Here is a 23,541-nt window from a genome sequence, read left to right as displayed (position 1 = left end):
TATAGTCACCAAGTTGTAAGTTATTTTAATCTTTTTTATTAGTTTTTTCTTCAATTTTAATATATTGAGATCCCCACTTATCCATTTTCTTAATAATAGGAACTAGTGATTTTCCTAGATCTGTAAGCGAGTAACTAATCATTATTTGATTCTGATTAGTTATTACTATATTCTTTTGCACAATATCATCTTCAATTAATTGTTTTAATTGAATTGCCAACATTCTTTTAGAACAATTATGAATGCTTCGATTTAAATCATTAAAATGCAATTTATTGTTCATTAAACGACAAAGAATAATTGATTTCCATTTCCCAGCAAGAATTTCTAAGGTTGTATCTAAAGGACAAATTTCACTGTGCTTGTTTTTACTTTCTAATGCTTTATTCATATTAGATTCGACCTCATGTATTTCTCGATTATTAATCTTATTATCATAATAATATCAAAAAATTAATGTATGATTTCTTTGTTAAAGTTTATCACAAAAAATTATTTTTTAAACTAAAGAACCCAAAATTGATAAGCACGTAATCGTCACAATCAAAATTGTTTCATAGTATTTAAGTTTCTCTTTTAAAACTAGGCTACTAAGTGCAACGCTATATAAGGAAGTCATGTTAAGAAAAATCCACGCAATTCCTGATTTGCCTGATGAAGTTGAAAGGGTAAATGTGACCTGGGCAAGAATGGTTAAAACCGAACGAGCAGCATAAATGAAAATAATCAAGAGCGGCGTTTGTTTAACTGACTCCTTGGAAATTATAGGTGAAGTTTTTCTAATTTTTCCAGCCAATGAGACAAAAGTAATCAATAAACGAATGTAGATGGTGATTAAAGTAAAGACCATCAATGCCCAAACGTTACTTTTAACGCTACTAACTAATAATGGTGATACTCCCGCTTGAATAACAATACGGGTACAATCACCAACAAGGATTTGATTATCAATCCCACTTGACTAGTAGTCGTGATGTATTGATTATTCGTTTTGTTTTTAATGGAAATAAATCCAACTACAATAATTAAAATTGTAGAAATCACCGAAAACGAATATTGAAATAAACTAAAATAGCCGGTAGTAATAAAAAGTGCAATTGGAATTAACACGTTAGAACTATTACTCAACATAACCGCATCCATCACGGACCAATGTTTGTAAATATAACTATAACCGTAGGCCACTCCTTGAACTAGTAAGGCATATACGAACAAATTACCCCACATAGATAAACTCAAATTAAAAGTTAGCGACTTAGCTTTAATTATCCATACTAAACAAACGGTCGCTAAGATAGAGGCAAAAAGATTATTATAAAAATTGATTTTCAGTGATGATTCCTTCCGATATCCCATTTGATATCGATCAATGATTGAAATAAAACCACGCGATAAAGAAGAAATTAAAGCAAAAATCGCTAGTGCTAAAGTAGTCATCATTAGTTCCTTTTCAAATTAAAAGCAAACAATTATTTTAATAGTAATATAATTGTTTGCTTTTTACAATGGGTAAATTTTGGGCACTGCCTTTAATAGTGAATCTTTAAGTCTTTAGTAATTTTATTATCAGTAGAGTATTAATTATTATTTCCATTTGAATTGATTTAGCTCCAAAGAAAAAAGTAGAGGATTTTAAATTTTTATAAAAGCATATACTATCTTGGATTTTACGAACTTTTCTTCCATCTATTCGTTTACCTATCGAAAAATAATTGATATGATTGTTATTAATTTTATATAGTCCGTATATACAATAAGAAAGGAGATTTTATGCTTCTAATCAAGAATTCAAAATTTGCATTACTTTCCTTTAGCTTTTTGCTTTCTTCCATTGCAAATTAGATTTATAAGCTGGCTTTACCGATCATGATTTTGAATATTACAGGTTCTGCATATCATGCCGCATCAACGTTTGGAATTTCTTTTATACCATGGGTATTATTTTCTTTATTTGGTGGAGTTATTGCGGACTCATTAAAAAAGAATCGTATTCTGTGGATTGGCAATTTAACAGCTAGCTTTTTGACAGTCGGTTTAATATATGCATTTACAGCTCGACCATTAAATTTGATTTTTATTTATACGCTTGTATTTTTTCTTTCAAGTGTTGATCCTCTAGTTCATCCAAGTTTTCAAAGTCTAATTCCAGAAATTGTTAAAAAGGATGATTTTATTAAAGCAAATGCAAATATTCAAACTATTGATAATTTTTTATCCGTGATAGGTCCTTTAGTAGGTGGAGGAATTGTTACAGTATTTGGAGGACCATCGACATTATTGATTGCAGTAATATTCTTTCTTTTTGCAGCAATAATGGATTTATTTATTCCATCAAAATCTATGAAACATAAATTTTCATTTCGTACGCTTTTAAATGATGTAAAAGTTGGTGCTCAATATTCAATAAACCAAAAAGTTATTTTTTTTGGTTCATTGATGTTTTTCTTTACTAACTTTGGAACTAATATGTTCGAAGCAAATTTTATGTATTTTATGACTAAAAATCTTGGATTATCTGTTTTTAATACTACTGTTGCAATGGCAATTGCAGGATTTGGATCAATTTTGGCTGGTTTAGCAACCCTACTATTGGTAACAACTAGAAACTATATTGTAATTGGATTTATTTTAGGAATTGTGAGCTTTTTAGGGACGATTAACGTTATTACATACTTCACCCTTAGACAAAGTACTGTTCCACAAAATTTACTTGGTCGTGTAGTTGCAGTTACCAGAATGGTATCGTTTGCATCTATTCCAATTGGAGCTTGGTTTGGTGGCTATATTTTAAAAGATGGTTTTAGTATGGTGACCGTTATTTTACTGGCAGGAGCTATTAGAACTTTAACAGGAATTGTTGCTAACTTCACCCCACTATCAAATGAAAAATAAAATAGCTTATCAAATGATTTGATAAGCTATTTTATAAATTCATATTTTATGGTCTCAAACCAAACGTTCCATCTTCCATAACGCGATAAATTCCAATTGTTCCACTACCACCTTGTTGTTTGATTGATTTTGAAATTACTTGGATTTCATAAACACCATTATCTGTCGAAAGAACTTGATAATACCAGTCGCTATTATCGCCTAGTCCATTTTTTAAAACACTAATTGCTTCGTTAGCATTGTTAACCACATTTCCGGCTCCATTTTGTGCAGCTGAATGAGCTGAGGAAGGATTAGTTGAGACATTATTATCGTTAACCGAACTATTTTCAGCTGAATTAGCGGAACTCGTAGCTTCAGAACTTTTATTACTAGTAACAGTATCCGTGCTGTTGGAAGATGTATTAGTGGCATTATTTGCTTTAACATCATCATTCGTCTTTATTTTTTGTCCTGAGTTATCTGTCTTCTTGGAATTTTTTTTAGTCTTAGTTTTTATAACTTTACTTGACTTAGGCTTACTATTAGTAACTTCACTCTTTTGATTGTGTAAAATCACTCCCATTGCAATTATAGCTGCAATTATAACCACAATTATCGAAATCATTAATCCGTGCTTTTTCATAATTAAATCTCCTTTTAATATGTTTAACATTAATGATACACTTTATTACCATCAATTAATCAATTAAAAAATCCCGAATGTTAGTGCCCACTAATAATGGGTCTAAATCATTCAAGATTTTTTTATTTAGCTGCTCGTTCAAAGAAATCAAGAAAAAGCTGTTCTTCTGATGAATCATTTTCCCACAGAAATTCTGGATGCCATTGAACTCCCATGATACTAGCATCCGCATTTTCCATGGCTTCCACCACTCCATCATCGGAAACCGCCGTCACCTTCATTTGGTGAGCAACGGTTTTTACAGCTTGATGATGTTTAGAATTAACAATTGGGGAGGTGCCTACAGCATGAGCTAAATGACTATCAGCTTTAACCTGCACTGGTCGAGTGGCTTCGGTAGATGGCTCAGGCTGAGCATGTTCATGAACATTCGTTTTTTGAGTATCCAAATCTTGATAAAGACTGCCCCCTAAGGTCACATTAATCATTTGGTGACCACGACAAATACCTAAAATTGGAATTTGATTAGCAATGGCGTCCTTGATAATTTGCATTTCAAATTCATCATGGGGAAGATAGGTTTTTCCTAACCTTTCATGTGGTGTCTCACCAAATAAGGAAGGAGTCACATCATGTCCGCCTGGAATAATTACCCCGTCAACATCATTTAAATACACTGATACCATTTCTGCGGGTACCAAGGGAATCAAAATTGGGGTAATCCCATGCTTAACTAATAAATTAATGAATATATCTGCGGTATAATTCGCCTTATCTAAATTGAAATTTTTTGTGGGCAATAAATTAATATTGGCCGGTATTCCGATTTTCAAGTATCGTCACTCCTAGTTTTCAAGATAACTAACGGGCTTATTAACGTCCAACTTAGTACCCTTGAAAGTTTTTTCAATGTATTTTTGTACAGGCTTACTGTGATAAAGTTTAACAAGTTTCTTGTAGTCAGGATTATTTTTATTTTTAGCATTGGTTGCTAAAACGTTAATGTTGTTTTTAGTTGATTGGTCAAGTTTTTCATGGAAAATTGAGTCTTTGAAAACATTCAAACCACTTTGAAGTGCCATCGTATTACCAATCACTACAGCAGCGACTTTTTTATCTTTTAGCAAACGAGGTCCGATATGATCATCAACCAACTGTAATTTTAAGTCCTTCTTATTATCAGTCACATTATCAGTTCCATAAAGGCCACCTTTAGTATTACCAGTTAATTTAATTAAGCCCGCACTCTGTAACAATTTTAAGCTTCGAGAAGTGTTAGCTGGGTTACTTGAAATTGCAATCGTGGCATGATTGGGAATATCCTTAATCGATTTGTATTGTTTTGAATAAATTCCCATTGGTTCAAGGTAGGTTGTTCCCAAGGGAGCTAACTTACCATTTTTACTTTGAGCATTAAAGTATTTCAAATAGCTGTACATTTGAAAGGCATTGACGTCTACCTCACCATTTAAGGTTGCTTTATTCAAAGATACTCCATCCGCAAAGTCTTTTACTTTTAAACTAAGCCCAGCTTTTTTCGTTTCAGGCATCTTGGCAATGTGTTCCCAAACTTGCGTATCTGGTCCATAAGCACCAATCGTAACCGTTTTTCTAGCAGTGGCAGTTTGATGATTATGAAACTGTGTGTAACCAAAGAAGCCAATTACTAACACTAAAACAACTCCAATTATCCATTTTAAACTCTTTTTCATATTTTTTCTCCCCATATTTAAAAAAACCGGTCAAGTTAACAAGTGTTAACCTAACTGGTTTCTTTTTTAAGAAAGCCTCTTTGTTGATGCAACAACCCCAGTTAGATTAACTCTAAGTTTGTATCTATCTGAGTATGACAAAATCACTCTACTAGATACAGATGTCGTAACATCCGCATCCAATGCGAACATTACTATCTCGTACAAGTACAGTATGCCAAGTTAAGCAAGTTATTTTCGTTTGTCATTCGCTTTCTCCCTTCTTAATCAATAATTAAATTTAAACATGTTCGGTTTTATGAGTCAACCATTAAACACTAAGATAAATAGAAAAATACATTAAAACCGTTCCAAGCATCACGAATAAATGCCAAATTACGTGCCCAAACAAAATTTTTTTAAAACTATAAATTACTGCTCCTGAGGTAAAAGCTACGCCACCAAGCACCAAAAGCCAAAAACTCAAGTGACTTAAATTATTCCAAAGTGGCCAAATATCAATTAAACACATCCAACCCATAATTACGTAAATAATGGTAGACCCAATTGGGTATTGATTACCATACAGTGACTTATAAAGAATTCCGGCAATCGCCATCGCCCAAATGATGATTAAGGTCGTCCAGCCTAAAACTCCACCAATTGTGACTAAACAATAAGGAAGATAGGTTCCTGCAATTAGTAAATAAATGGCTGAATGATCAAAAACTTGAAAAACTTTTTTGGCTTTCGTAAACACCAGGCTATGAAATAAGGTTGAAGCTAAGTAAAAAAGAACGAGAATTGATCCATAAATTGAGAAGGCCGTAATACGCAAGGCTCCACCGATTTCCACTCCCCGTAAAATAATTAACACTAATCCAGCAATACTTAAAGCTACACCAAATCCATGCGTCATCGCACTCAAAACTTCATCTAAAATTTGATAGTTGCGACTTTGTCTAAACTTTTCTATCATAAATAAACCTCTTTTTATTCATTCTTTGAATAAAGCATACCAAAGATTCACTAATGAAAGTTAAACCACGTTAAATTAACGTTAAAACTTAATTATATCAACAATCATAATGTTACAAATTGCATAAAAAGCACCAATTAGCTTTCTAAAACAACCAATTATTTAGTAGCTATTTCATTTTCAAAATTAATCTTTAATATAAGAGTTATTGAAGGAGGGAAATCATTTTGAAAGTAAAGTTCAACATCGCTAAACAATTCATCGAACCATTTATTCAAATTAACGCTGCTCAAAAAAGCAATGATTTACAACAATTAGCTGAATCAATTCAAAAACTAACTCAGGAATGGCTCATCACTGGTTATCAGAATCGACAGCAATTTGTCCTTTCTTTAACTCAAATTGTCCGCTTTTACACCGAAAATGGCGTAGTAATTTGTGAAACTGAAAATCAACAACATTATCGGATTAAAGACCGAATTTATTTTCTACATAATCATCTTCCCAAAGAAATGTTTCTTCAAGTTTCTAGTGCTGAAATTGTTAACATCAATAAAATCGATTATTTTTCGCTAAGTAAGGCGGGACGCTATCAAATCAAGTTAGCCAATGGAGGATTAACTTACGCATCACGTCGCTTTGTTAAAAAAATTAAGGAGGATCTAGCATGAAACGAATACCTCAAAAAATCATCGTTGGCGTAGTTGGAGGAACCTTTTATGGTTTCGTAATTGCTTTATGTATTTCTTTTTACTATCACTTAAGTTATTTTCAACCATCCAGTGATCAATTTGTAAGACAGTTTGACAATAACCTAATTGCAACTGCTGTTTCTGTTTTACTTTGGTCATTAATGGGAATAGTTTTTAGTCTCTCTTCCACCATCTTTAATATTGAAAGCTGGGGCATTACCAAACAAACTGTGGTTCATTTCTTTGCTACATATACTTTATTCACACCCTTAGCAATTTTAGCTGGTTGGTTCCCCCTTCAACTTCATTTTATGATTTCATTTACCATCATTTTCATTTTTATCTATATTTGGATATGGATAAATTCATTTTACAAAGCTAAAAAAAATCTAAAGTTACTAAACGAAGAAATAAAGACGCACAAAAAACGTATTTAATTTAAATATCCTTTGATAAAGTGAACTATTATTCAATTTTACCTTGAAATAGTTCACTTTTATTGTTATTATTCTTTTGTAAGCTAATGACCTAATTCAAAGGAGAATAACATGAAAGTCAATAAAATTGTCAAAACCTTACTTGCCGTTTCAGCAATGTCACTATTAGCTGTCGGACTTACTGGGTGTGGTAAAAAAGGTAACGCTGAATCTCCAGATCCAAAAACACTAACGGTTCAATTCGTTCCCTCAGTTAATGCTGGTTCAATGGATACAAAGATTAAGCCACTTCAATCTTTACTTTCGAAACAATTGCACATGCCAGTTAAAATGACGGTCGCAACTAACACAAATACCATGGTTGAAGCACTTGGTTCAAAAACCCTTGATGTTGGTTTCTTACCTTCAGCCGCCTACGTTTTAGCTCACAAACAATATGGGGTAGTTCCTTTGCTACAAGCCCAACGTCAAACTCGTGATGCTAATGAAGGTTTTACCAAAAAGCTTACTAATCATTACTATTCCGAAATCGTCGTTCGTAAAGACAGTAACATCAAATCCCTTAAGGATTTAAAAGGTAAAAAGATTGCTACTCAAGACACTACTTCTGCTGCTGGTTATATTTATCCAGCCGTTGAAATGCAGCATGAAGGGGTTAACCTAAATAAAGATTGTAAACCATTCACTGTTAAAGGATCTGACCAGGGAGTGATGTCAGTTGTAAATGGTAATGCCGATGCTGCCTTCGTCTTTGAAGGTGCTCGAAGTATTGCTGCCAAAGATGATCCTAAAGCAATGACTGATACCCGCGTTCTTTACAAATCAACTCCAATTCCTAATGATACGATATCTGCTCGAAAAGGTCTCTCACCTAAACTTGACAAGAAAATTCAAAAGGCCTTCATTGACATTTCTAAAACAAAACATGGTCGCGAAGTGCTCTTCAACATTTACCAACATAATGGTTACATTAAGACTAGTGACAAAGATTTTGCTCCTATGAAATCTTACATTAAACAAGCTAATGATTTGAACAAAAACAAATAATTAATCAGTTTTAAAAAGATTCCTATCCTTTAGTTAAGGATAGGAATCTTTTTGGTTTTTATTTAAGTAAGACGATAATTAAAATAATTGAAACCACGATTTGAACCAATCCAATACTGCCTCCATAAATCAAAAATTTCTTTCCAGATTGAATAAAAGCGCTTAAGTTTAAACGTAATCCAATCGCAGCAAGAGCGGTAATTTCACACCAACTACTTAAAGTATGAGCAACAAGTCCAATAAAACTTGGTAGATGAACTAAGCTGTTTAGTACACAGAAAAGCAAAAAACCAATTACGTACCACGGTAATGAACTTCCTGATCCATTTCCACTAATTTCAGCATCTGCTTCTAATTCATTTTGCATTGTTTTTTGATGCATTCGTCCAAAAATAAAGACCACAATTACAATCATCATAATCCGCATAATTTTAAACAAAGTTGCAAAGTCTACCGTTAAAGAATTAACCATACTAGCACTAGCAATTACTTGACCTACTGATTGAATCGTTCCACCAATCATGGCACCACGAAGCAAATTATTGGTGCCAAATACAAAAGTACTAATGATGGGTAATGCCAACATTAAGACCGTTCCAGTCAAATTAACCAAGGTAATTACCATTTCTTTATCTTCGTCATTAGCGTCAATTACGGGTGCAATCGAAGCAATCGCAGAAGAACCACAAACCGCATTTCCCCCAGCCATTAAAAGGTAAATTCCCTCTTTAAAATGCAACATTTTTCCAATTAAAATAGCGGCCATAATGGTAATTGCCATTTGAATAATTATAAATAAAAATCCCATCCAACCCACTTTTGCAATAGTTTGAAAGCTAATTGTTAATCCCAGTAACACTACTGAATATTCCAATAGTGCTTTTTCTGAATAATGCGTTCCCTTGTTCAAAATCGGTTGTTTAATAATGGTATTCCCTAGAATAATTCCCACAATAATTGCAATTGTAGCGCCTCCCAGGTTGGGAATTACTAAAGCTAATCCCTGACTAATGACAGCAATGATAAATGAAACGCTTAATCCTGGTAAAATTGATTTAACTTTTGCCATAATATTACCCCTCTCGTTGATTACTTTATTAGTTTACCAGGGAAACTGTTATTATATAAATAGATAATACAGATAACTATTATTTAAAAAACTAATAATGGAGTGTGACAATGTTAAAATATTTTCCAGTGTTTAAAAGTGTTTACGAAACTTTGAACTTTTCACGCACTGCCCAGCAACGCTTTGTGTCGCAATCCACAATTTCCCAGCAAATCAAACAATTAGAAACCGAATTAGGCGTCAAATTATTTATTCGCAAGGGGAAACGGGAAATTAAACCGACCCCAGCAGCTGATGAATTATATACGACTGGTTTAAAAATTTGGGAGCAAACCATTACCTTAGAACACAAAATCAGTAAAATGGATTCAAATGAAATTAATTGTCGAATTGGGGTTTCAAATACCATTGCGGAAACAACGATTGCTACTATTTTTCAAGCTCTCCAATTACCCAACAACATTAATTTGACCCTTAAAATGTCTAACTCAACCGATATTGTAGCGGGTTTAAATCAACATCGATATGATTTTGGTTTCATCGAAAAACCAATAACCACCCCTGGAATTGAACGATTTGCTTTCTTCAAAGATTATTTAGTCCATGCTGGTAATTTTGCTGATGCTACTTGGCTCAAACGAGAATCAGGTTCGGGAGTCCGCCACTTTACCGATCAATATTTAAAGCTTAATAACATTACGCCCCAGCAAGTCTTTACCATTGAAAGCAACGAAATGATTTTAAAATTTTTACAACAAGGAATTGGACAGACGATTACTTCCAAAACCGTTCTAAATGATGAAATTCCTTATCATGAACTCGGGCCTAAATTTAAACGAGATTTTTATTTTTTATCACAACCCACTTATCAAGTTGATACATTGAACGGCTTAAAAAAACAATTTCAGCAAATCTTAAGGAAAATTCATAATGAACAGGCGATTAATGAAAAATGATGCTTAATTTTTAATACCAAATTAACAAAAATCCCCGTATAATGGTTTTAACTAAAATAAAATATTGGATAGAGGAAAAATTATGGACGAACAAAAGCCACGAATTGTCGTTAAAGTTGGTACCAGCTCCCTAGTCAATGCGGACGGTTCCATCAAAGTACCCACGATTAATCGTTTAGCCCGCACCCTCAGTGATCTCAATCAATCTGGCTATGCCATGATTTTGGTTAGTTCTGGTGCAGTAGGCGCCGGTATGAGCAAACTTCATATCCAACAACGACCAACTGATATTGCAGAACTTCAGGCCCTTTCCGCAGTTGGACAGGTGGCTTTGATGGAACTATATACCCGAGCTTTTAATGCTAATAATCAAGAAATTGCGCAAATTTTACTAACTCGAGATGTGGTTGATTTCCCAATTAGTCACAGCAATGCATTGCGAACCATTAACCAACTCGTGACACAACAAGTAATCCCAATTATTAACGAAAATGATCCCGTTTCGGTCGATGAATTTCATCATCAAACCACTTTTGGTGAAAATGATCAACTTGCTGCAATTGTTACCAAATTTATTGCAGCTGATGAATTAATTATCATGTCAGATATTAATGGGCTTTATGACGCAAACCCTTCCACGCACCCGGAAGCCAAATTACTCAAGGTAATTCATAAAATCGATGATAAAATTTTAGAATTTGCAGGTGGGAATGGCTCACAATTTGGATCTGGAGGAATGGTAACTAAGCTTAAAGCCGCACAAATCATCTTAGATAGTCACAAAAAGATGGTAATTGTAAACGGGAAAAATCCCGCTATTATCAAAGATGTTATTAATGGCGACTTTATTGGGACAACTTTTAGCGCTAACTAGGAGAAAATTATGAATGAAAGCTTAACTACAATGGGAAAAGCTGCTAAAACTGCCAGTCGGCAATTAGGTGGCCTACTTACAACACAAAAAAACGAAACCTTGCTAGCGATTGCGAATAGTTTAGAAAAAAATGTCGCCACTTTGTTAGCTGCTAATGAAAAAGACTTACGGCAAAGTGAAGTTCCAGTTCGTTTTGTGGATCGACTCACATTGACCGAAAGTCGGATTAAAGCCATGGCGGAAGGCGTACGCGCCGTGGCTAAATTACCAGATCCAATTGGTAATGTCGACTATGCCTGGCGCAATGAAGCGGGCTTATTGATTGCGAAACAACGAGTTCCTTTAGGCGTCATTGGAATTATTTATGAAGCCCGTCCCAATGTGACCGTTGATGCAGCAGCGCTTTGTTTCAAAGCGGGAAATGCCGTCATTTTGAGAGGTGGCAAAGAATCACTACATTCTAACTTAGCTCTCGCTAATTTAATGCGAGATGTATTCGTTACCCAAGGACTTGATCCTAATACCATTCAGCTAATTACCGCTACTTCACACGAAGTGGCCAACGAGTTCATGCAGCTCACTGAATACCTAGATGTTTTAATTCCACGTGGGAGTGCCAACTTAATTCGAGCAGTCATGAAAAATGCCACGGTTCCTGTGATTGAAACAGGAGCCGGAAACTGTCATATTTATGTCGATCAAGCGGCCAATTTAAAAATGGCAACTGACATTATTATTAATAGTAAAGTGCAACGCCCCTCCGTTTGTAATTCCAACGAAAAGGTGCTCGTTCACGAAAAAATTGCGAAAACTTATCTCCCAACCTTAATTCAACAGTTACGTGACAACCAGGTTGAGGTTCGTGGGGATACGGCAACCCAAGCAATTGTTTCTGACGTAATTCCAGCAACTGCTACTGACTGGGACACCGAATATAACGATCTCATCATCGCAATTAAAGTAGTTAAGTCAGAAACTGAAGCGATTGATCACATCAATCGTTACAGCACCAAGCACTCTGAAGTGATTGTCACTGACAGTTATGCAGCTGGACAAACCTTTCAACAAGCAATTGATGCCGCTTGCGTTTACCTAAATGCTTCATCACGATTTACCGATGGTTTCGAATTCGGCTTTGGCGCTGAAATTGGAATTTCCACTCAAAAGCTCCATGCTCGTGGTCCGATGGGACTTCCCGCTTTGACTTCCTATAAATACGTAATCAACGGAAATGGTCAAACACGGAAATAAGAAAAGCAGTTTGTTAGAAATTAATCTAGCAAACTGCTTTTTTAAATTAAATTATCGCGCCAAATTGGCTGACTCATACAACGAGCTCCGCCACGGCCACGGGACAACTCCGAAGACCGAATTTCATGAACCTTAATTCCGTGGGCACGCATCATTTCAATTGATTTATAGTTGCGATCATAAGTTACAACTTCACCTGGCGCAATTGCAAGGTTATTAGAACCATCATTCCATTGCTCACGTGGAGCAATAATTGGATCTCCATCTCCGGTTTCAATCAAATCAATTTCAGATAAATCAAGTACTTGTTGTAATGTGGCTTTTAAATTAGTGCTCTGCTCAACTAAAATGCCACCATGTCCATCGGCACGAAGCACATTAATGTTCATTTCATGATCTTGATTCATAATACCAGGAAAAACGGTAAATTGATTGTAATTAATCATCGTAAAAACCGTATCTAAATGCATCATAGCGTGATTATGAGGAATTTCAACAGCAACAATAGTATCAAACTTTGAATCTGGATGAGTAAATAATTTTTTTGCTAACATTTCAATTGATTTACTAGAGGTCCGTTCCGAAATTCCAATTGCTAAAGTATGCTCATTTAAAACTAATTCATCGCCACCTTCAATCCGAGTTGGTTGATTTCGATCTAACCAAACTGGAGAATTGTCGGAAAAAAGCGGATGATACTTAATCACGAATTCAGTAATTAATGATTCTGGTGAGCGAACAAAAAAGGTCATTTTATTAATGGTTAAACCAGTTCCCATCATTGCTTGAGGATCACGAGTAAAGTAAGCATTAGGCATTGGTTTCAGTAAAAACGGATCTGTTTTATATTTCAAATCTATCGTTTCTTTCCGTAACCCAGCATAAATGGTACTTACTAATTCTGACAATGACAAAGTATTAAAATAATTCATAATTTCGGTTTGAAGTGCTTTACTGTATTGATACTCAGCTAAGTAAGCGGTTAAAAAATCGTTTTTAACTTGCTCATCAGCCAAAATATCAGTTAACAATTGTTCAATATAAATCGTTTCTGCACCTCGATCACGCAGCAATTGTGTGAATTCATCATGTTCTTCTTGCGCAATTTTGAGAAAAGGAACGTCATCAAATAGCATTTCTTTCATCATATCTGGAATGATATTTTCGATTTCTGCACCTGGGCGATGAACTAAAACTTTTCGTAACTTACCAATTTCTGAATTTACCTGAATTCCCTTTGTCATAACAATCCCTCATTTTTCCCTCTTAATGTGGCTAGCTTAGCACTAAAATTCTTATTTACCTACACTTAATGTCGGAAAAACTAACACCAATTAAAAATAGCAAAAACCCTAACAGCTTTAGCAATCTAATAACAATGTTACTGGGTTTTATTTAATTTCTAAAAATTCTTGATTGGATAATAAGTATAAATATTTATGCTGAATCGGTTGCTTTAAAATATCTTTCAATGCTTTGGCATATAAATTAAGTTGACCGTTATACATTTCGCGAATTTTTTGCATATCAGGTGCTGGGTGATTAGGATTTACAAAGCTCGTTTTGTAATCAAATAGCGTGGTTCCCTGTTCTGGGTCTTCAAAATAGCCATCAATAATCCCATGAACCAGAATTTTTTGGTCTGCATCATTTTGAAATTCCGAGAAAATTTCGCCAGCATTGATAATCAAGGAAAACGGAACTTCTCGATGTAAGTTTTCGGGATAAAGTAAGATACGTTTCCCTAACTCACTTTGGTAAAAACTTAAAATGGCATCCCGATTAATTTTATCAGCCACCGCTTGCGTTAATAATTTGTCAGCGACTAACTGTGCAATCAAATCATTAATCGCATCTAAGTCAACTAGCTCATACACATTTAACTTTTGAAAGACTAGATGGGTAGCGGTTCCAATTTCTCGTGAATTTGGGGCTTGAGCTGTTTGTAAAAATTGTGGTTCAGCAAAAGTTTCATTATTATAACGTGTATTTTTCAAGACTTCATTTTTTGCTGCTAAACTACCTAATTGAATAATGTCGGGATCATCAAATTGTCCTTTAATTTCAGAGACGGATTGGTAAGCAGTAGTCCGCGTTGCATCGGGATATTGATATTTAAAGTTCATAATTTGCTTAATGTAATCAACATCTGCTTCACCTTTCTCCCCAGTTTGCAATTCAGACTTTGCATGTACTCTAGGCTTTATACCATGAAAATCTTTTAACTCAACAAATTGCACCGTAAAATCGGCTTGATCTCCAGTTAATAAGTGAACATCATTTTCAGTACCAAATTCAGTTTGATAGCTAGGATGGCGAGCGAGGGCTGCCCCAATCCAATTCATAAAGTTTTTAGCTCCACTTCGCAATGATTCATTTAACACTAAATCTTCACTTTGATTAGCCTTATTCCATGACTCTAGCATTGCCGATTCAGCATCGCTTTTTTTATCTGCCTTCGCAATTCCAGTAATAATTAATTTTTGTTTGGCACGCGTTAAGGCCACGTATAGTTTTCGCATTTCTTCCGCTAGCATCCGCTTTTCCGCTAAATTATTAATTGCCAAATACTGTAACGTTGGAATTTTTTCATGGCGTTTAGCATCAAAGTATTGAATTCCGACCCCTAAATTATCGTCCAAAATAAAGCTATTCATTAAGTCCATTCGATTAAAACCATGCGTTGCATCCATCAAAATCACAACCGGATATTCCAAACCTTTACTTCCATGAATGGTTTTAACAGTTACCGAATTTGGATCAATCTCAGCTGTGGCTTCTGCTAAATCATCATCACGATTTTGAAGTCGTTTCACAAATTGAACAAAGGCAAAAAGCCCTTTAAATCCATTACGCTCATATTCTTCCGCCCGTTGATAAAGGGCATGTAAATTAGCTTGCCGTTTCTTGCCAGCTGGCATTCCTCCCGTATAATCAAGGAAGCCTGTTTGATCATAGATATACCAAATTAATTCAGCTAGGCTGTGTTTAATCGCATAGTTTTTAAAATCAGCTAATTGTTTTAAAAAGACTTTAACCTTTTGATCGACAATGTCACCAAATTCAGTCGTCCCATGCTGACCATAATTTTTAGCAAACTCTAAAACTGATTCAAAATAATTTCCTGTTTTATGATTAATTCGTAAATAGGCCATTTGATTTTCATCCATTTGAACCATCGGTGAGCGGAGCACAGCAACCAAAGGAATATCTTGGTAAGGATTGTCGATAATTTGTAACAGTGACATCATAATTTGGACTTCGGTCGTTTTAAAATAACTTTCGGAACCATCAATTGTAACTGGAATTTGATGCTCAGCAAAGATGCTTGAGATATCAAAATTATTATGTTTTGTAGCGGATAAAATGGCAATGTCTCCATACGTTAAAGCTCGGGTCGTTTGCGTTTTACGATCATAAACTTGATAATGACTAGCCACCAAATCATCAATTTTTTCCGCAATCATTTCCACTTGATGTTGTTCATTCGTCACAACCTGAGCTTCATCGGGTGTTTCATCAGTTTCGGCATAAAGTATAATATCCGTTTTGGTATCTAAATCAGCTGGATAGTCCTTTGCCCCAAACTGCAAATGAGCATCACCAGTGTAATCAACTTCACCCAAATCTTCATTCATAATTTGTTCAAACACTAAATTAGTGAAGTCATCAACGTTTTTCACAGATCGAAAATTATCGGGCAAAGTAATCCGAGTGTCTTTTTCACTAGCTGGATAGGCATTAAATTTATCCATAAACATGCTAGGATCAGCTAACCGGAATCGATAAATCGATTGTTTGACATCCCCCACCATGAACATATTGGCGTGTTCTGGATTTTTCATGGAATTCAAAATGGCATCTTGAAGATGATTATTATCCTGATATTCATCGACCATAATTTCGGCAAAATAATGCTGAAATTGGTTCCGCAAATTTTGACTATCAGTACTATCCCCTGTCAAAATATCCAAGGCAAAATGTTCAATATCAATAAATTCATACGCATGCCTTTTCCGCTTAGCCACTTGATAAGCCTGGGTAAATTGATGTTCGACTTCCACTAATTTAGCAATCATTTTTTGTGCATTTTCAATTGTATTTAAGTTATCAGTTTCGTTGGCAAAAAAATAACGCTCGGTTAGTTTATTTAAACTCTTTTTAGTAGCATCACGGACGGCTTTAATTTGATCTTTGACTAATAATTGCGTTTCATCAGCATTCTTTTTGGTAATGCTGGGAAAGCGATTCCATTTAAAGTCTTGCAAAACCTTACGTAACTCATCCCAAACCAACGTTTTCGCATCCGTTTTTAACGTCTGGAACTTAACTAATTCCGCTTGCAAAAAATCAGCTAATTTCGTAATTCCTTGTTTTTCGGCTTTATCAATCTGTTGCTGATGACTACTAATCATTTGATCAAGTTTATTTTCCAGATCTGGTAACAAATACCTTTGATACAGTTGACTTTGCGTCAAGCGACCATCGATTTGATAAAAATCAGTTAATTGGTCAAGCCATTGCTCTGGATTTTCGTTAACATTGGCAAAATCGTACAACTTAAATAAAACTTCCGTTAACCCTTCATCACTACGATCATTGGAGAAATTTCGGGTTAATTGAGCAAAACTACCGTCTAAATCATTAGTATATAATTGTTCGCGCAAATCATTCCAAACGCGATCACGAATCATACCTAACTCACTCACGTCCGTCAAAACACGAAAGTCTGGATCTAAATTAATAATGTAGTAATACTTTTTCACAAGCCATTGACAAAAGGCATCCATGGTTTCGATATGGGCCGAGTTTAGTTTTCGTAATTGTTGCAAGAAATAATGTTTTTGTTCATTATCTTGAGTTTCATTAACTTTCTCGCGAAGTTTAGCCCCAATTCGATCCCGCATTTCTTTAGCGGCGGCATTCGTAAAGGTCACAATTAGAAGTTGATCAACGTTAATACCCGGACGGTCAGTAGTTCCCGTTACTTTATCCATTACTCGTTCCGTTAGGACACTGGTTTTTCCTGATCCAGCAGAAGCCGACACTAAGGCATTCCCTGAAAAGTCATTGTAAATTGCCTGTTTTTGTCCAGCAGTCCACTCATTGGCCATTGTTTTTCAGCTCCTTTCGCACTCGTTCAAAGATTTCTTCATCACTTAATTTCACAATTTTTCGGTAATTATTTTCTTTTAACATCGGATCAAACTGCATAATCGGCTTGTATGGTGAATATTGAATCAAAGAATTCCCATCATATTCAGCCGGAGCTAATTGGATTTCTCCATTAAAGATTCGTTTCGCCGCAGCTTCAATTAATTTTTCGGTGTGTTTCAACATATTATCTAAGTCAGATTGGGAAATGAGCCCTTTTCCTTTAGCTAAATCACCATCTCGTTTAAATTTAAACGGATAAATATCACTAATCTTAGTTTCACCAACGTTTTTTAATAAATTGAGATCTTTCACTAATAACCCGTTGTACTTATGCTTTTTTAATAGCACATCATCAATTTGACCTGGGTCTTCCCAGTTTTTCACTTCACTTGGTTTTAAAATCGGATCAAAAATGTGCATGTATAAAGCACCAGCTAACTTAGCATCTTTCGTCTCAGCTAATAAATTGATGTTTTTTAAAACAGCATCCATATAAGTCATCATTTGCATAGCCGTTCCATCATAAATCTGCGACATGTCAATTACTTTATCACCAGATTTGTAATCAACTACGCCGAGATATTCCGTACCATCAACTTTAATTGCATCAAGCCGATCAATTCTTCCTTGAACATTAACTTGTTTTTGCCCCGGTAGATCAAAGCTAAGTGGGTCGAATTTTTTACCAGGACCAAAGGAAATTTCCGTTTGTTTCGGCCGAAATTTGGACCAGTGAAATTGATTCCGTAAGGTTTCTGCCATCTGTTGTACGGTCGCAATTAATTGATTCGTAATGTATTCCATTCGTTGAGAACTTTTTAAAATTTCATATTGATAATTAACGTCTGCCTCAATAATTTTATGCGTTACTTCTTCAACTAATTCATGAATCGTTTGATGATCCATTTCTGCTATATCAAGCTTTTGGTCATGTACCGCTTGAATAAATTTATCTAAAGCTTCATGGTAAAATTGCCCTGTATTGGCGGGACTAATTTCGAACTCTTCTCGTTCCCGTAGTCGAAGACCATATTTTAAAAAGTATTCATAAGGATCGGTGTAAAATTCTTCTAATTTGGAAATAGAAGTGACAATCCGATTTCCATAAAGTTGGATTACTCGCTCAGGTGATAAATCAACTGGTTGATTTTTATAATGTAAACTTCCCAATAAGTTTTTGGTTAAATCACGAATTTCACTTGTAGGGCTGTTCTCTAGTTGATGTTGCACTACTTTCCAAGCTACACTAAGTGGCTGGTTTGTTTTTTTAGCAACTAGTGAAGCTTGGACTAAATATTTCAAAGTGGTCCGATCTGATCCTAAAAATCGTTCAATTTGATTACTATCAGCGGCTGGAAGACTCTTAAATTGTTGTTCTGGTAGCGAAAACTGATTTTGAATATGCTCAACATAAGGTGATATTTGACGTAATCCTTCATCACCATTTCCTCCTAAATTATAGGAAAAATAAAGATGGTCACTTGGGGTCATGAAAACTAGATAATCTTCATATGGCTCACTTACCATCTGAAGCTCACTGGTATCAACCATGTACTGATCATCAGCTAAAAAGTTATCCATTTGATCTCGGTCATTATCATTTAAAAGATTATGATTATCAATTTTAGCGGGCATATTAACATCGTCCGCTCCCATCACAAAGGTAATTTTTTTATCAGGCAATTGAATTCGTCCAGTTTCAGAAATCGCTACTTGATCTAAAGTTGACGGAATTTGCGAATAACTGGCTCCAACAAACCCAGCTTTTAGCAATTCCAAAAAATCATCCATAACAAACTCATGGTCACCAAGCACCGTTACATAATCATCAAGAATGCTACAAAACTGATTCCAAACTTGTTCAGCTTGTCCCGCTTCTTCCAAATTACCAGCTTCAGTGGCTTGAATTTGCCAAGTCTTAAGTTGCTTTGTCACCCCATTTTGCGTTAAAAATTGATATAAAATTAAAGCAGCCTCGCGCCCATTTTGGGCTTTATTCATTTTTCGATAAAACGGTGGTAAGGTGTTTTTGATGAAATGACGAATAACGTTAATCTTTTGCGAAATTTTAACATTTTTATCAATCAAGTTATCATCACTGTCAAGATAGGTTGCATACATCCAGTCTTGTTTTTGCGTCCAGCGAGTGCCGGTATATCCATTCTTAAGCACTAAATTTTCACACAAAGCTAAATCTTGCCGATATTCATCGATATCTAAATAATGATCATCATCAACTTTAGGAATTAGTAATTCAGTTTTCAAAAGGCGCATCACATCATCATAGCCATAGTTTTGTGCCCGATTAGGTCGATAAATGGAAAAAAGGGCGTCAATTAATTCGACTAAGGGATGATTATCCATGTGTTTTTGAATATCAGTGAAATATGGAATTTGTTGCATCGTAAAAATAGGATTAATAATATTTTGATATTGACTCAAATTGCGTGTTACCACTAAAAAGTCACGATAGCGATATTTACCCGTAGCAACTAATTGGCGAATTTTAATTGCAATTTGACTTAATTCTTCAAAAACATTATTAGTCTTTAAAATTTCAATGGCATCATTCTTAATTGATTTAGCAGGAATTGGTCGTCCTATTTCATTACTGGAAATCCAATAATCTTCCAATTGGTTAAAACCTGGATTAAGCTCCCGTTTTTCAGCCATTTGGTCGGTATAAATCTGCGCCCCAATGTTTTTAGCATATTGATAGAAATAATGATAAATTTTACCTGATTGATAAAAAAATTTATTTTCGTCTGGTTCTGCTTGGTCATATTTACGATCCAAATTTAAATCAATTACCACGTGAGATCGTGCAATTAATAATTGAATAATTTGAAGTTGTTGAGCACTAAATTTTTCAAAATTACCAAAGAAGAAATGCATAGTTGAAATTTCTTGATCAGGAAGTTTCGCTAAATATTCTCGTAGTAATTCAAAATTAGCTCCATTGTAGGTATATTTACCATCAGTTTGTTGGATAAATTCACGATAAATTAAACTAATATCGTGTAATTTACTACGAAGCTCAGGATTAATTTGATTAGCTTCTAAGTCAGCTAAACGATCTAAATCGTCTGGACTTAAATTCCCCTGCTGTAATTCTGAAATTTGTTGGGCAATCTGTTGAATAAACCCAGCTTGTTTACCTTCTCCGCGATAAATCGTTAACTGTTCTTCATGATCTTCAATAATTTGATAAATAATCATGTTAATCGCCGTTTGTGATAATTGTGGAAGTTGGTAATCAGCTTCTCCATTCAAAAAGTACCAAATTAAACGAGAAAATGAGAAAACCTGAACTTGATTTTGAGCATAAGTAGCTTTATTTTTCGCGTTCAATTTTTTTAAAGTATTTAACTCGGATTCAAATTTAACATTATTTGGTACGATATAAAAAGCTTGATCGTCCGAATTTTCACTAGTTTTCTTAAGATTGTCAATTATTTTACTAAAGTGATCATCACTAGCTTTGCCTAAAATAAATTGAAGTGACATTGTTGCCTCCTTACTCAGTTTCGATTAGCGCAATGGATTGATTTTGATATTGATTAGTTTGAACTGCTTGCACAATAAAATCAGCAACAGTTTCACGTGAAACATTTCCAGCTGGAACTTTTTTACCTTCATTAATTACAACTGGTGTGCCCACTCTTTCATTAATTACGTTAACGGGACGAAAAATGGTATACGGAATTTCTTCTTCATCGATAACTTTAATGGCATAGCGTTGTTCCCGAAGATATTCCGTAACATCATTAACCCCTGGATACTTTAAATTACCAGCAACTTCATTATCAATTCCAGCAGTTGATAACATCAATACTCGTTCCAATTTAAGGTGTTGTTTCCGTATGGTTGAAAAAAAAGCTTCCATAACTAAGTCGACATCCATCGGACCAACTAAAGAGATCATCATTGCTAAATTTTCTGGTAGTTTTTGATAAGTTTCTTCCTTAGTAAAATCTCCATTAGTTATTTCAATAACGTTAAACCTGTTGTGCAATTGTTGTGCTACTAATTCTTCTATTTGGTTGTTGCCAATTAAAGCAATTGTTTTCATTGTCGTTCACCTCATTAATAGTTCTATTTTAACATTATTTTATCTTACTAAATTCTTAGAACATCGTTCGTAATTTGCCAAATCATGATGTTTAGTATATGATGGATAAGTATTTTAACGATAAAATAACGAACGTTTTTATCAAAGGAGAAATTTTTATGGCTGATAAAATTGCTTCATTTTTTAAATTTAAAGAGCTAGGAACCAATTATAAAACAGAAACCCTAGCTGGAATTACTACCTTCATTTCAATGGTTTACATTTTATTTGTTAATCCCGAAGTGTTAGGCGCTGCAGGTATGGATAAAGGAGCTGTTTTCACTGCCACGGCTTTTGCATCTGCGTTTGGTTGTATTTTAATGGGTATCATTGCAAATTATCCATTTGCCATTTCAGCAAGTTTAGGAATTAATGCTTTCTTTGCCTACTCGGTATGTATCGGAATGCATGTCCCATGGCAAACAGCAATGAGTGGTGTTTTCATAGCAGCTATCTTATTTGTTATTTTAACTGCCTTAAAATTACGAGAAAAGATTATTGATTCAATTCCTGCTGATTTAAAAGCTGCTATCGCTGGTGGAATTGGACTCTTCATCGCCTTTATTGGTTTAAATAATGGTGGCTTAATAGTGGCTAATAAAAGTACTTTAATTAGTATGGGACCATTAACTAGTCCTACTTCATTACTAACCATTGCTGGATTAATTATTGTATTTGTTTTAATGAGTGCTCGGGTCCCCGGAGCAATCTTTATTGGAATGGTAATTTCATCGATTATTGGTATGATAACAGGAATTATTCATATCCCAACTCATGTAGTTGCAGGAATTCCAAGTATTCATTCAACCTTTTTAGCAGCACTTAATAATGTTGGAGAAATTAATACTCCACAACTATTTGTGGTTGTTTTAACCTTCTTATTAGTCACTTTCTTTGATACTGCTGGAACTTTAATTGGTTTAGCAGAACAAGCTGGTTATATGAAAAATAACAAGCTTCCTCGTGCAGGCCGAGCTTTAGCTGCCGATTCAACTACCATGTTGTTTGGATCATTATTAGGAACCTCTCCAATGGGTGTTTATGTTGAATCTTCTGCCGGAATTGCAGTTGGTGGTCGTTCAGGTTTTACTGCAATTATTACTGGAATTATGTTTATTCTAGCCACCTTCTTTTCACCTTTACTTGCAGTAATTACTGCGCAGATTACTGCCCCCGCTTTAATTGTTGTTGGAGTTTTAATGGCTAAGTCATTATCACAAGTTAACTGGAATAAATTTGAGCTTGCCGCTCCTGCATTCTTAATTACAATTGGAATGCCATTAACTTACAGTATTTCAGACGGAATTGCCCTTGGTTTTATTGCTTATCCAATTACAATGATTGCTGCTAAACGTGGTAAACAAGTTGGTTGGATGATGTATGGATTAGCGATTATCTTTGTGATTTTTCTTTTAGTCTTAAAAGATTAATTTACATATACATTAAAAGATAAGAAGCCATCATCAGTTGAAATTCCCAAATAGGGATAATTTACTAATGATGGCTTTTTTAATACTATTTTGTGAAATCACAAAAAAAGACCTTAGCGTATGCTAAAGTCTTTTTCATTTGCGTGGCAACGTCCTATCCTCGCAGGGGGCGATCCCCCAACTACTTTTGGCGTGCTGAAGCTTAACTTCTGTGTTCGGCATGGGAACAGGTGTATCCTTCAGGCTATCGCCACCACACTTTTTTTGTGAGAACTTCGTTCTCTCAAAACTAGACAATATTATTTTCTTCCGATTAACTTCCATTGAATC

General features: G+C 34.8%; 20 protein-coding genes and 1 rRNA gene. 8 read left to right on the top strand and 13 right to left on the bottom strand.

Going from position 1 to position 23,541, the window contains the following annotated elements:
• Positions 1-25: 25 nt before the first annotated feature.
• The 3 genes from AC0GLY_RS00305 to AC0GLY_RS00295 all read right to left on the bottom strand — a co-directional run bounded on the left by AC0GLY_RS00305 (position 26) and on the right by AC0GLY_RS00295 (position 1,440).
• Positions 26-391, bottom strand: a complete 366-nt coding sequence (locus AC0GLY_RS00305) for a winged helix-turn-helix transcriptional regulator (protein ID WP_496611587.1) — start codon at positions 389-391, stop codon at positions 26-28.
• Positions 392-499: 108 nt separating this feature from the next.
• A complete protein-coding gene (locus tag AC0GLY_RS00300; RefSeq protein WP_496611586.1) occupies positions 500-853 on the bottom strand; it encodes a hypothetical protein in 354 nt (117 codons plus the stop codon).
• Positions 854-882: 29 nt separating this feature from the next.
• Entirely contained in the window at positions 883-1,440 is a 558-nt protein-coding gene (locus tag AC0GLY_RS00295; protein WP_496611585.1) for a hypothetical protein, read from the bottom strand.
• A 426-nt stretch (positions 1,441-1,866) separates the two neighbouring features.
• Here AC0GLY_RS00295 and AC0GLY_RS00290 point away from each other — a divergent pair, with 426 nt between their 5' ends.
• Positions 1,867-2,892, top strand: a complete 1,026-nt coding sequence (locus tag AC0GLY_RS00290) for an MFS transporter (RefSeq protein WP_496611584.1) — start codon at positions 1,867-1,869, stop codon at positions 2,890-2,892.
• A 46-nt stretch (positions 2,893-2,938) separates the two neighbouring features.
• On the opposite strand, the gene AC0GLY_RS00285 is transcribed toward AC0GLY_RS00290, so the two are convergent.
• The 4 genes from AC0GLY_RS00285 to trhA form a co-directional block, all read right to left on the bottom strand.
• Positions 2,939-3,517 (bottom strand): hypothetical protein, encoded by a 579-nt coding sequence (locus AC0GLY_RS00285; RefSeq protein ID WP_496611583.1) that lies wholly within the window; start codon positions 3,515-3,517, stop codon positions 2,939-2,941.
• Between the two features lie 122 nt (positions 3,518-3,639).
• Entirely contained in the window at positions 3,640-4,350 is a 711-nt protein-coding gene (locus AC0GLY_RS00280) for a gamma-glutamyl-gamma-aminobutyrate hydrolase family protein (RefSeq protein WP_496611582.1), read from the bottom strand.
• A 12-nt stretch (positions 4,351-4,362) separates the two neighbouring features.
• Positions 4,363-5,229, bottom strand: a complete 867-nt coding sequence (locus AC0GLY_RS00275) for a MetQ/NlpA family ABC transporter substrate-binding protein (RefSeq protein WP_496611581.1) — start codon at positions 5,227-5,229, stop codon at positions 4,363-4,365.
• Between the two features lie 310 nt (positions 5,230-5,539).
• Positions 5,540-6,187 (bottom strand): PAQR family membrane homeostasis protein TrhA, encoded by a 648-nt coding sequence (gene trhA / locus AC0GLY_RS00270; protein ID WP_496611580.1) that lies wholly within the window; start codon positions 6,185-6,187, stop codon positions 5,540-5,542.
• A 227-nt stretch (positions 6,188-6,414) separates the two neighbouring features.
• Here trhA and AC0GLY_RS00265 point away from each other — a divergent pair, with 227 nt between their 5' ends.
• The 3 genes from AC0GLY_RS00265 (at position 6,415) to phnD (ending at position 8,363) form a co-directional block, all read left to right on the top strand.
• Positions 6,415-6,858, top strand: a complete 444-nt coding sequence (locus AC0GLY_RS00265) for a LytTR family DNA-binding domain-containing protein (RefSeq protein WP_496611579.1) — start codon at positions 6,415-6,417, stop codon at positions 6,856-6,858.
• A complete protein-coding gene (locus AC0GLY_RS00260; protein ID WP_496611578.1) occupies positions 6,855-7,316 on the top strand; it encodes a DUF3021 domain-containing protein in 462 nt (153 codons plus the stop codon). The genes AC0GLY_RS00265 and AC0GLY_RS00260 overlap by 4 nt, the downstream gene beginning before the upstream one ends.
• 111 nt (positions 7,317-7,427) lie before the next feature.
• The gene (gene phnD / locus AC0GLY_RS00255; protein ID WP_496611577.1) at positions 7,428-8,363 is read left to right on the top strand and encodes a phosphate/phosphite/phosphonate ABC transporter substrate-binding protein; all 936 of its coding nucleotides are present in this window, start codon (positions 7,428-7,430) and stop codon (positions 8,361-8,363) included.
• Positions 8,364-8,421: 58 nt separating this feature from the next.
• Here phnD and AC0GLY_RS00250 read toward each other — a convergent pair whose 3' ends face one another.
• A complete protein-coding gene (locus AC0GLY_RS00250) occupies positions 8,422-9,432 on the bottom strand; it encodes a YeiH family protein (RefSeq protein WP_496611576.1) in 1,011 nt (336 codons plus the stop codon).
• A gap of 110 nt (positions 9,433-9,542) precedes the next feature.
• Here AC0GLY_RS00250 and AC0GLY_RS00245 point away from each other — a divergent pair, with 110 nt between their 5' ends.
• The 3 genes from AC0GLY_RS00245 (at position 9,543) to AC0GLY_RS00235 (ending at position 12,513) form a co-directional block, all read left to right on the top strand.
• Entirely contained in the window at positions 9,543-10,388 is an 846-nt protein-coding gene (locus tag AC0GLY_RS00245; protein WP_496611575.1) for a LysR family transcriptional regulator, read from the top strand.
• Positions 10,389-10,470: 82 nt separating this feature from the next.
• Positions 10,471-11,262 carry a glutamate 5-kinase gene (proB, locus tag AC0GLY_RS00240; protein WP_496611574.1) on the top strand — a complete coding sequence of 264 codons (792 nt, stop codon included), beginning with the start codon at positions 10,471-10,473 and terminating at the stop codon, positions 11,260-11,262.
• 9 nt (positions 11,263-11,271) lie between these two features.
• Positions 11,272-12,513 (top strand): glutamate-5-semialdehyde dehydrogenase, encoded by a 1,242-nt coding sequence (locus AC0GLY_RS00235; RefSeq protein WP_496611573.1) that lies wholly within the window; start codon positions 11,272-11,274, stop codon positions 12,511-12,513.
• Between the two features lie 41 nt (positions 12,514-12,554).
• Here the strand turns inward: AC0GLY_RS00235 and AC0GLY_RS00230 are convergent, their stop codons facing one another.
• From AC0GLY_RS00230 to AC0GLY_RS00215, 4 genes are all read right to left on the bottom strand, one after another.
• A complete protein-coding gene (locus AC0GLY_RS00230; RefSeq protein ID WP_496611572.1) occupies positions 12,555-13,757 on the bottom strand; it encodes an arginine deiminase in 1,203 nt (400 codons plus the stop codon).
• A gap of 147 nt (positions 13,758-13,904) precedes the next feature.
• Positions 13,905-17,627, bottom strand: coding sequence for a helicase-exonuclease AddAB subunit AddA (gene addA, locus AC0GLY_RS00225; protein WP_496611571.1), 3,723 nt, complete (start codon positions 17,625-17,627; stop codon positions 13,905-13,907).
• On the bottom strand, positions 17,617-21,177 hold the full coding sequence (locus AC0GLY_RS00220; protein ID WP_496611570.1) for a PD-(D/E)XK nuclease family protein: 3,561 nt from the start codon (positions 21,175-21,177) through the stop codon (positions 17,617-17,619). The genes addA and AC0GLY_RS00220 overlap by 11 nt, the downstream gene beginning before the upstream one ends.
• Before the next feature lie 10 nt (positions 21,178-21,187).
• Positions 21,188-21,742, bottom strand: coding sequence for an SDR family oxidoreductase (locus AC0GLY_RS00215; protein WP_496611569.1), 555 nt, complete (start codon positions 21,740-21,742; stop codon positions 21,188-21,190).
• Between the two features lie 158 nt (positions 21,743-21,900).
• Between AC0GLY_RS00215 and AC0GLY_RS00210 the strand changes: the two genes are divergently transcribed.
• Entirely contained in the window at positions 21,901-23,211 is a 1,311-nt protein-coding gene (locus AC0GLY_RS00210; protein ID WP_496611568.1) for an NCS2 family permease, read from the top strand.
• Between the two features lie 141 nt (positions 23,212-23,352).
• Here the strand turns inward: AC0GLY_RS00210 and rrf are convergent.
• Positions 23,353-23,469, bottom strand: a 5S ribosomal RNA gene (rrf, locus tag AC0GLY_RS00205).
• Between the last annotated feature and the right edge of the window lie 72 nt (positions 23,470-23,541).

Source organism: Fructilactobacillus sp. YLN 2507 (assembly GCF_059614085.1).
This window is presented reverse-complemented; position numbering and strand designations above follow the sequence as displayed.

Excerpts from the sequence above, each read along its gene's own strand:
- AC0GLY_RS00305 (WP_496611587.1), bottom strand. The coding sequence starts at position 391 with ATGAATAAAGCATTAGAAAGTAAAAACAAGCACAGTGAAATTTGTCCT.
- AC0GLY_RS00295 (WP_496611585.1), bottom strand. The coding sequence starts at position 1,440 with ATGATGACTACTTTAGCACTAGCGATTTTTGCTTTAATTTCTTCTTTA.
- AC0GLY_RS00290 (WP_496611584.1), top strand. The coding sequence starts at position 1,867 with ATGATTTTGAATATTACAGGTTCTGCATATCATGCCGCATCAACGTTT.
- AC0GLY_RS00285 (WP_496611583.1), bottom strand. The coding sequence starts at position 3,517 with ATGAAAAAGCACGGATTAATGATTTCGATAATTGTGGTTATAATTGCA.
- AC0GLY_RS00275 (WP_496611581.1), bottom strand. The coding sequence starts at position 5,229 with ATGAAAAAGAGTTTAAAATGGATAATTGGAGTTGTTTTAGTGTTAGTA.
- trhA (WP_496611580.1), bottom strand. The coding sequence starts at position 6,187 with ATGATAGAAAAGTTTAGACAAAGTCGCAACTATCAAATTTTAGATGAA.
- AC0GLY_RS00260 (WP_496611578.1), top strand. The coding sequence starts at position 6,855 with ATGAAACGAATACCTCAAAAAATCATCGTTGGCGTAGTTGGAGGAACC.
- phnD (WP_496611577.1), top strand. The coding sequence starts at position 7,428 with ATGAAAGTCAATAAAATTGTCAAAACCTTACTTGCCGTTTCAGCAATG.
- AC0GLY_RS00250 (WP_496611576.1), bottom strand. The coding sequence starts at position 9,432 with ATGGCAAAAGTTAAATCAATTTTACCAGGATTAAGCGTTTCATTTATC.
- AC0GLY_RS00245 (WP_496611575.1), top strand. The coding sequence starts at position 9,543 with ATGTTAAAATATTTTCCAGTGTTTAAAAGTGTTTACGAAACTTTGAAC.
- proB (WP_496611574.1), top strand. The coding sequence starts at position 10,471 with ATGGACGAACAAAAGCCACGAATTGTCGTTAAAGTTGGTACCAGCTCC.
- AC0GLY_RS00235 (WP_496611573.1), top strand. The coding sequence starts at position 11,272 with ATGAATGAAAGCTTAACTACAATGGGAAAAGCTGCTAAAACTGCCAGT.
- AC0GLY_RS00230 (WP_496611572.1), bottom strand. The coding sequence starts at position 13,757 with ATGACAAAGGGAATTCAGGTAAATTCAGAAATTGGTAAGTTACGAAAA.
- addA (WP_496611571.1), bottom strand. The coding sequence starts at position 17,627 with ATGGCCAATGAGTGGACTGCTGGACAAAAACAGGCAATTTACAATGAC.
- AC0GLY_RS00220 (WP_496611570.1), bottom strand. The coding sequence starts at position 21,177 with ATGTCACTTCAATTTATTTTAGGCAAAGCTAGTGATGATCACTTTAGT.
- AC0GLY_RS00215 (WP_496611569.1), bottom strand. The coding sequence starts at position 21,742 with ATGAAAACAATTGCTTTAATTGGCAACAACCAAATAGAAGAATTAGTA.
- AC0GLY_RS00210 (WP_496611568.1), top strand. The coding sequence starts at position 21,901 with ATGGCTGATAAAATTGCTTCATTTTTTAAATTTAAAGAGCTAGGAACC.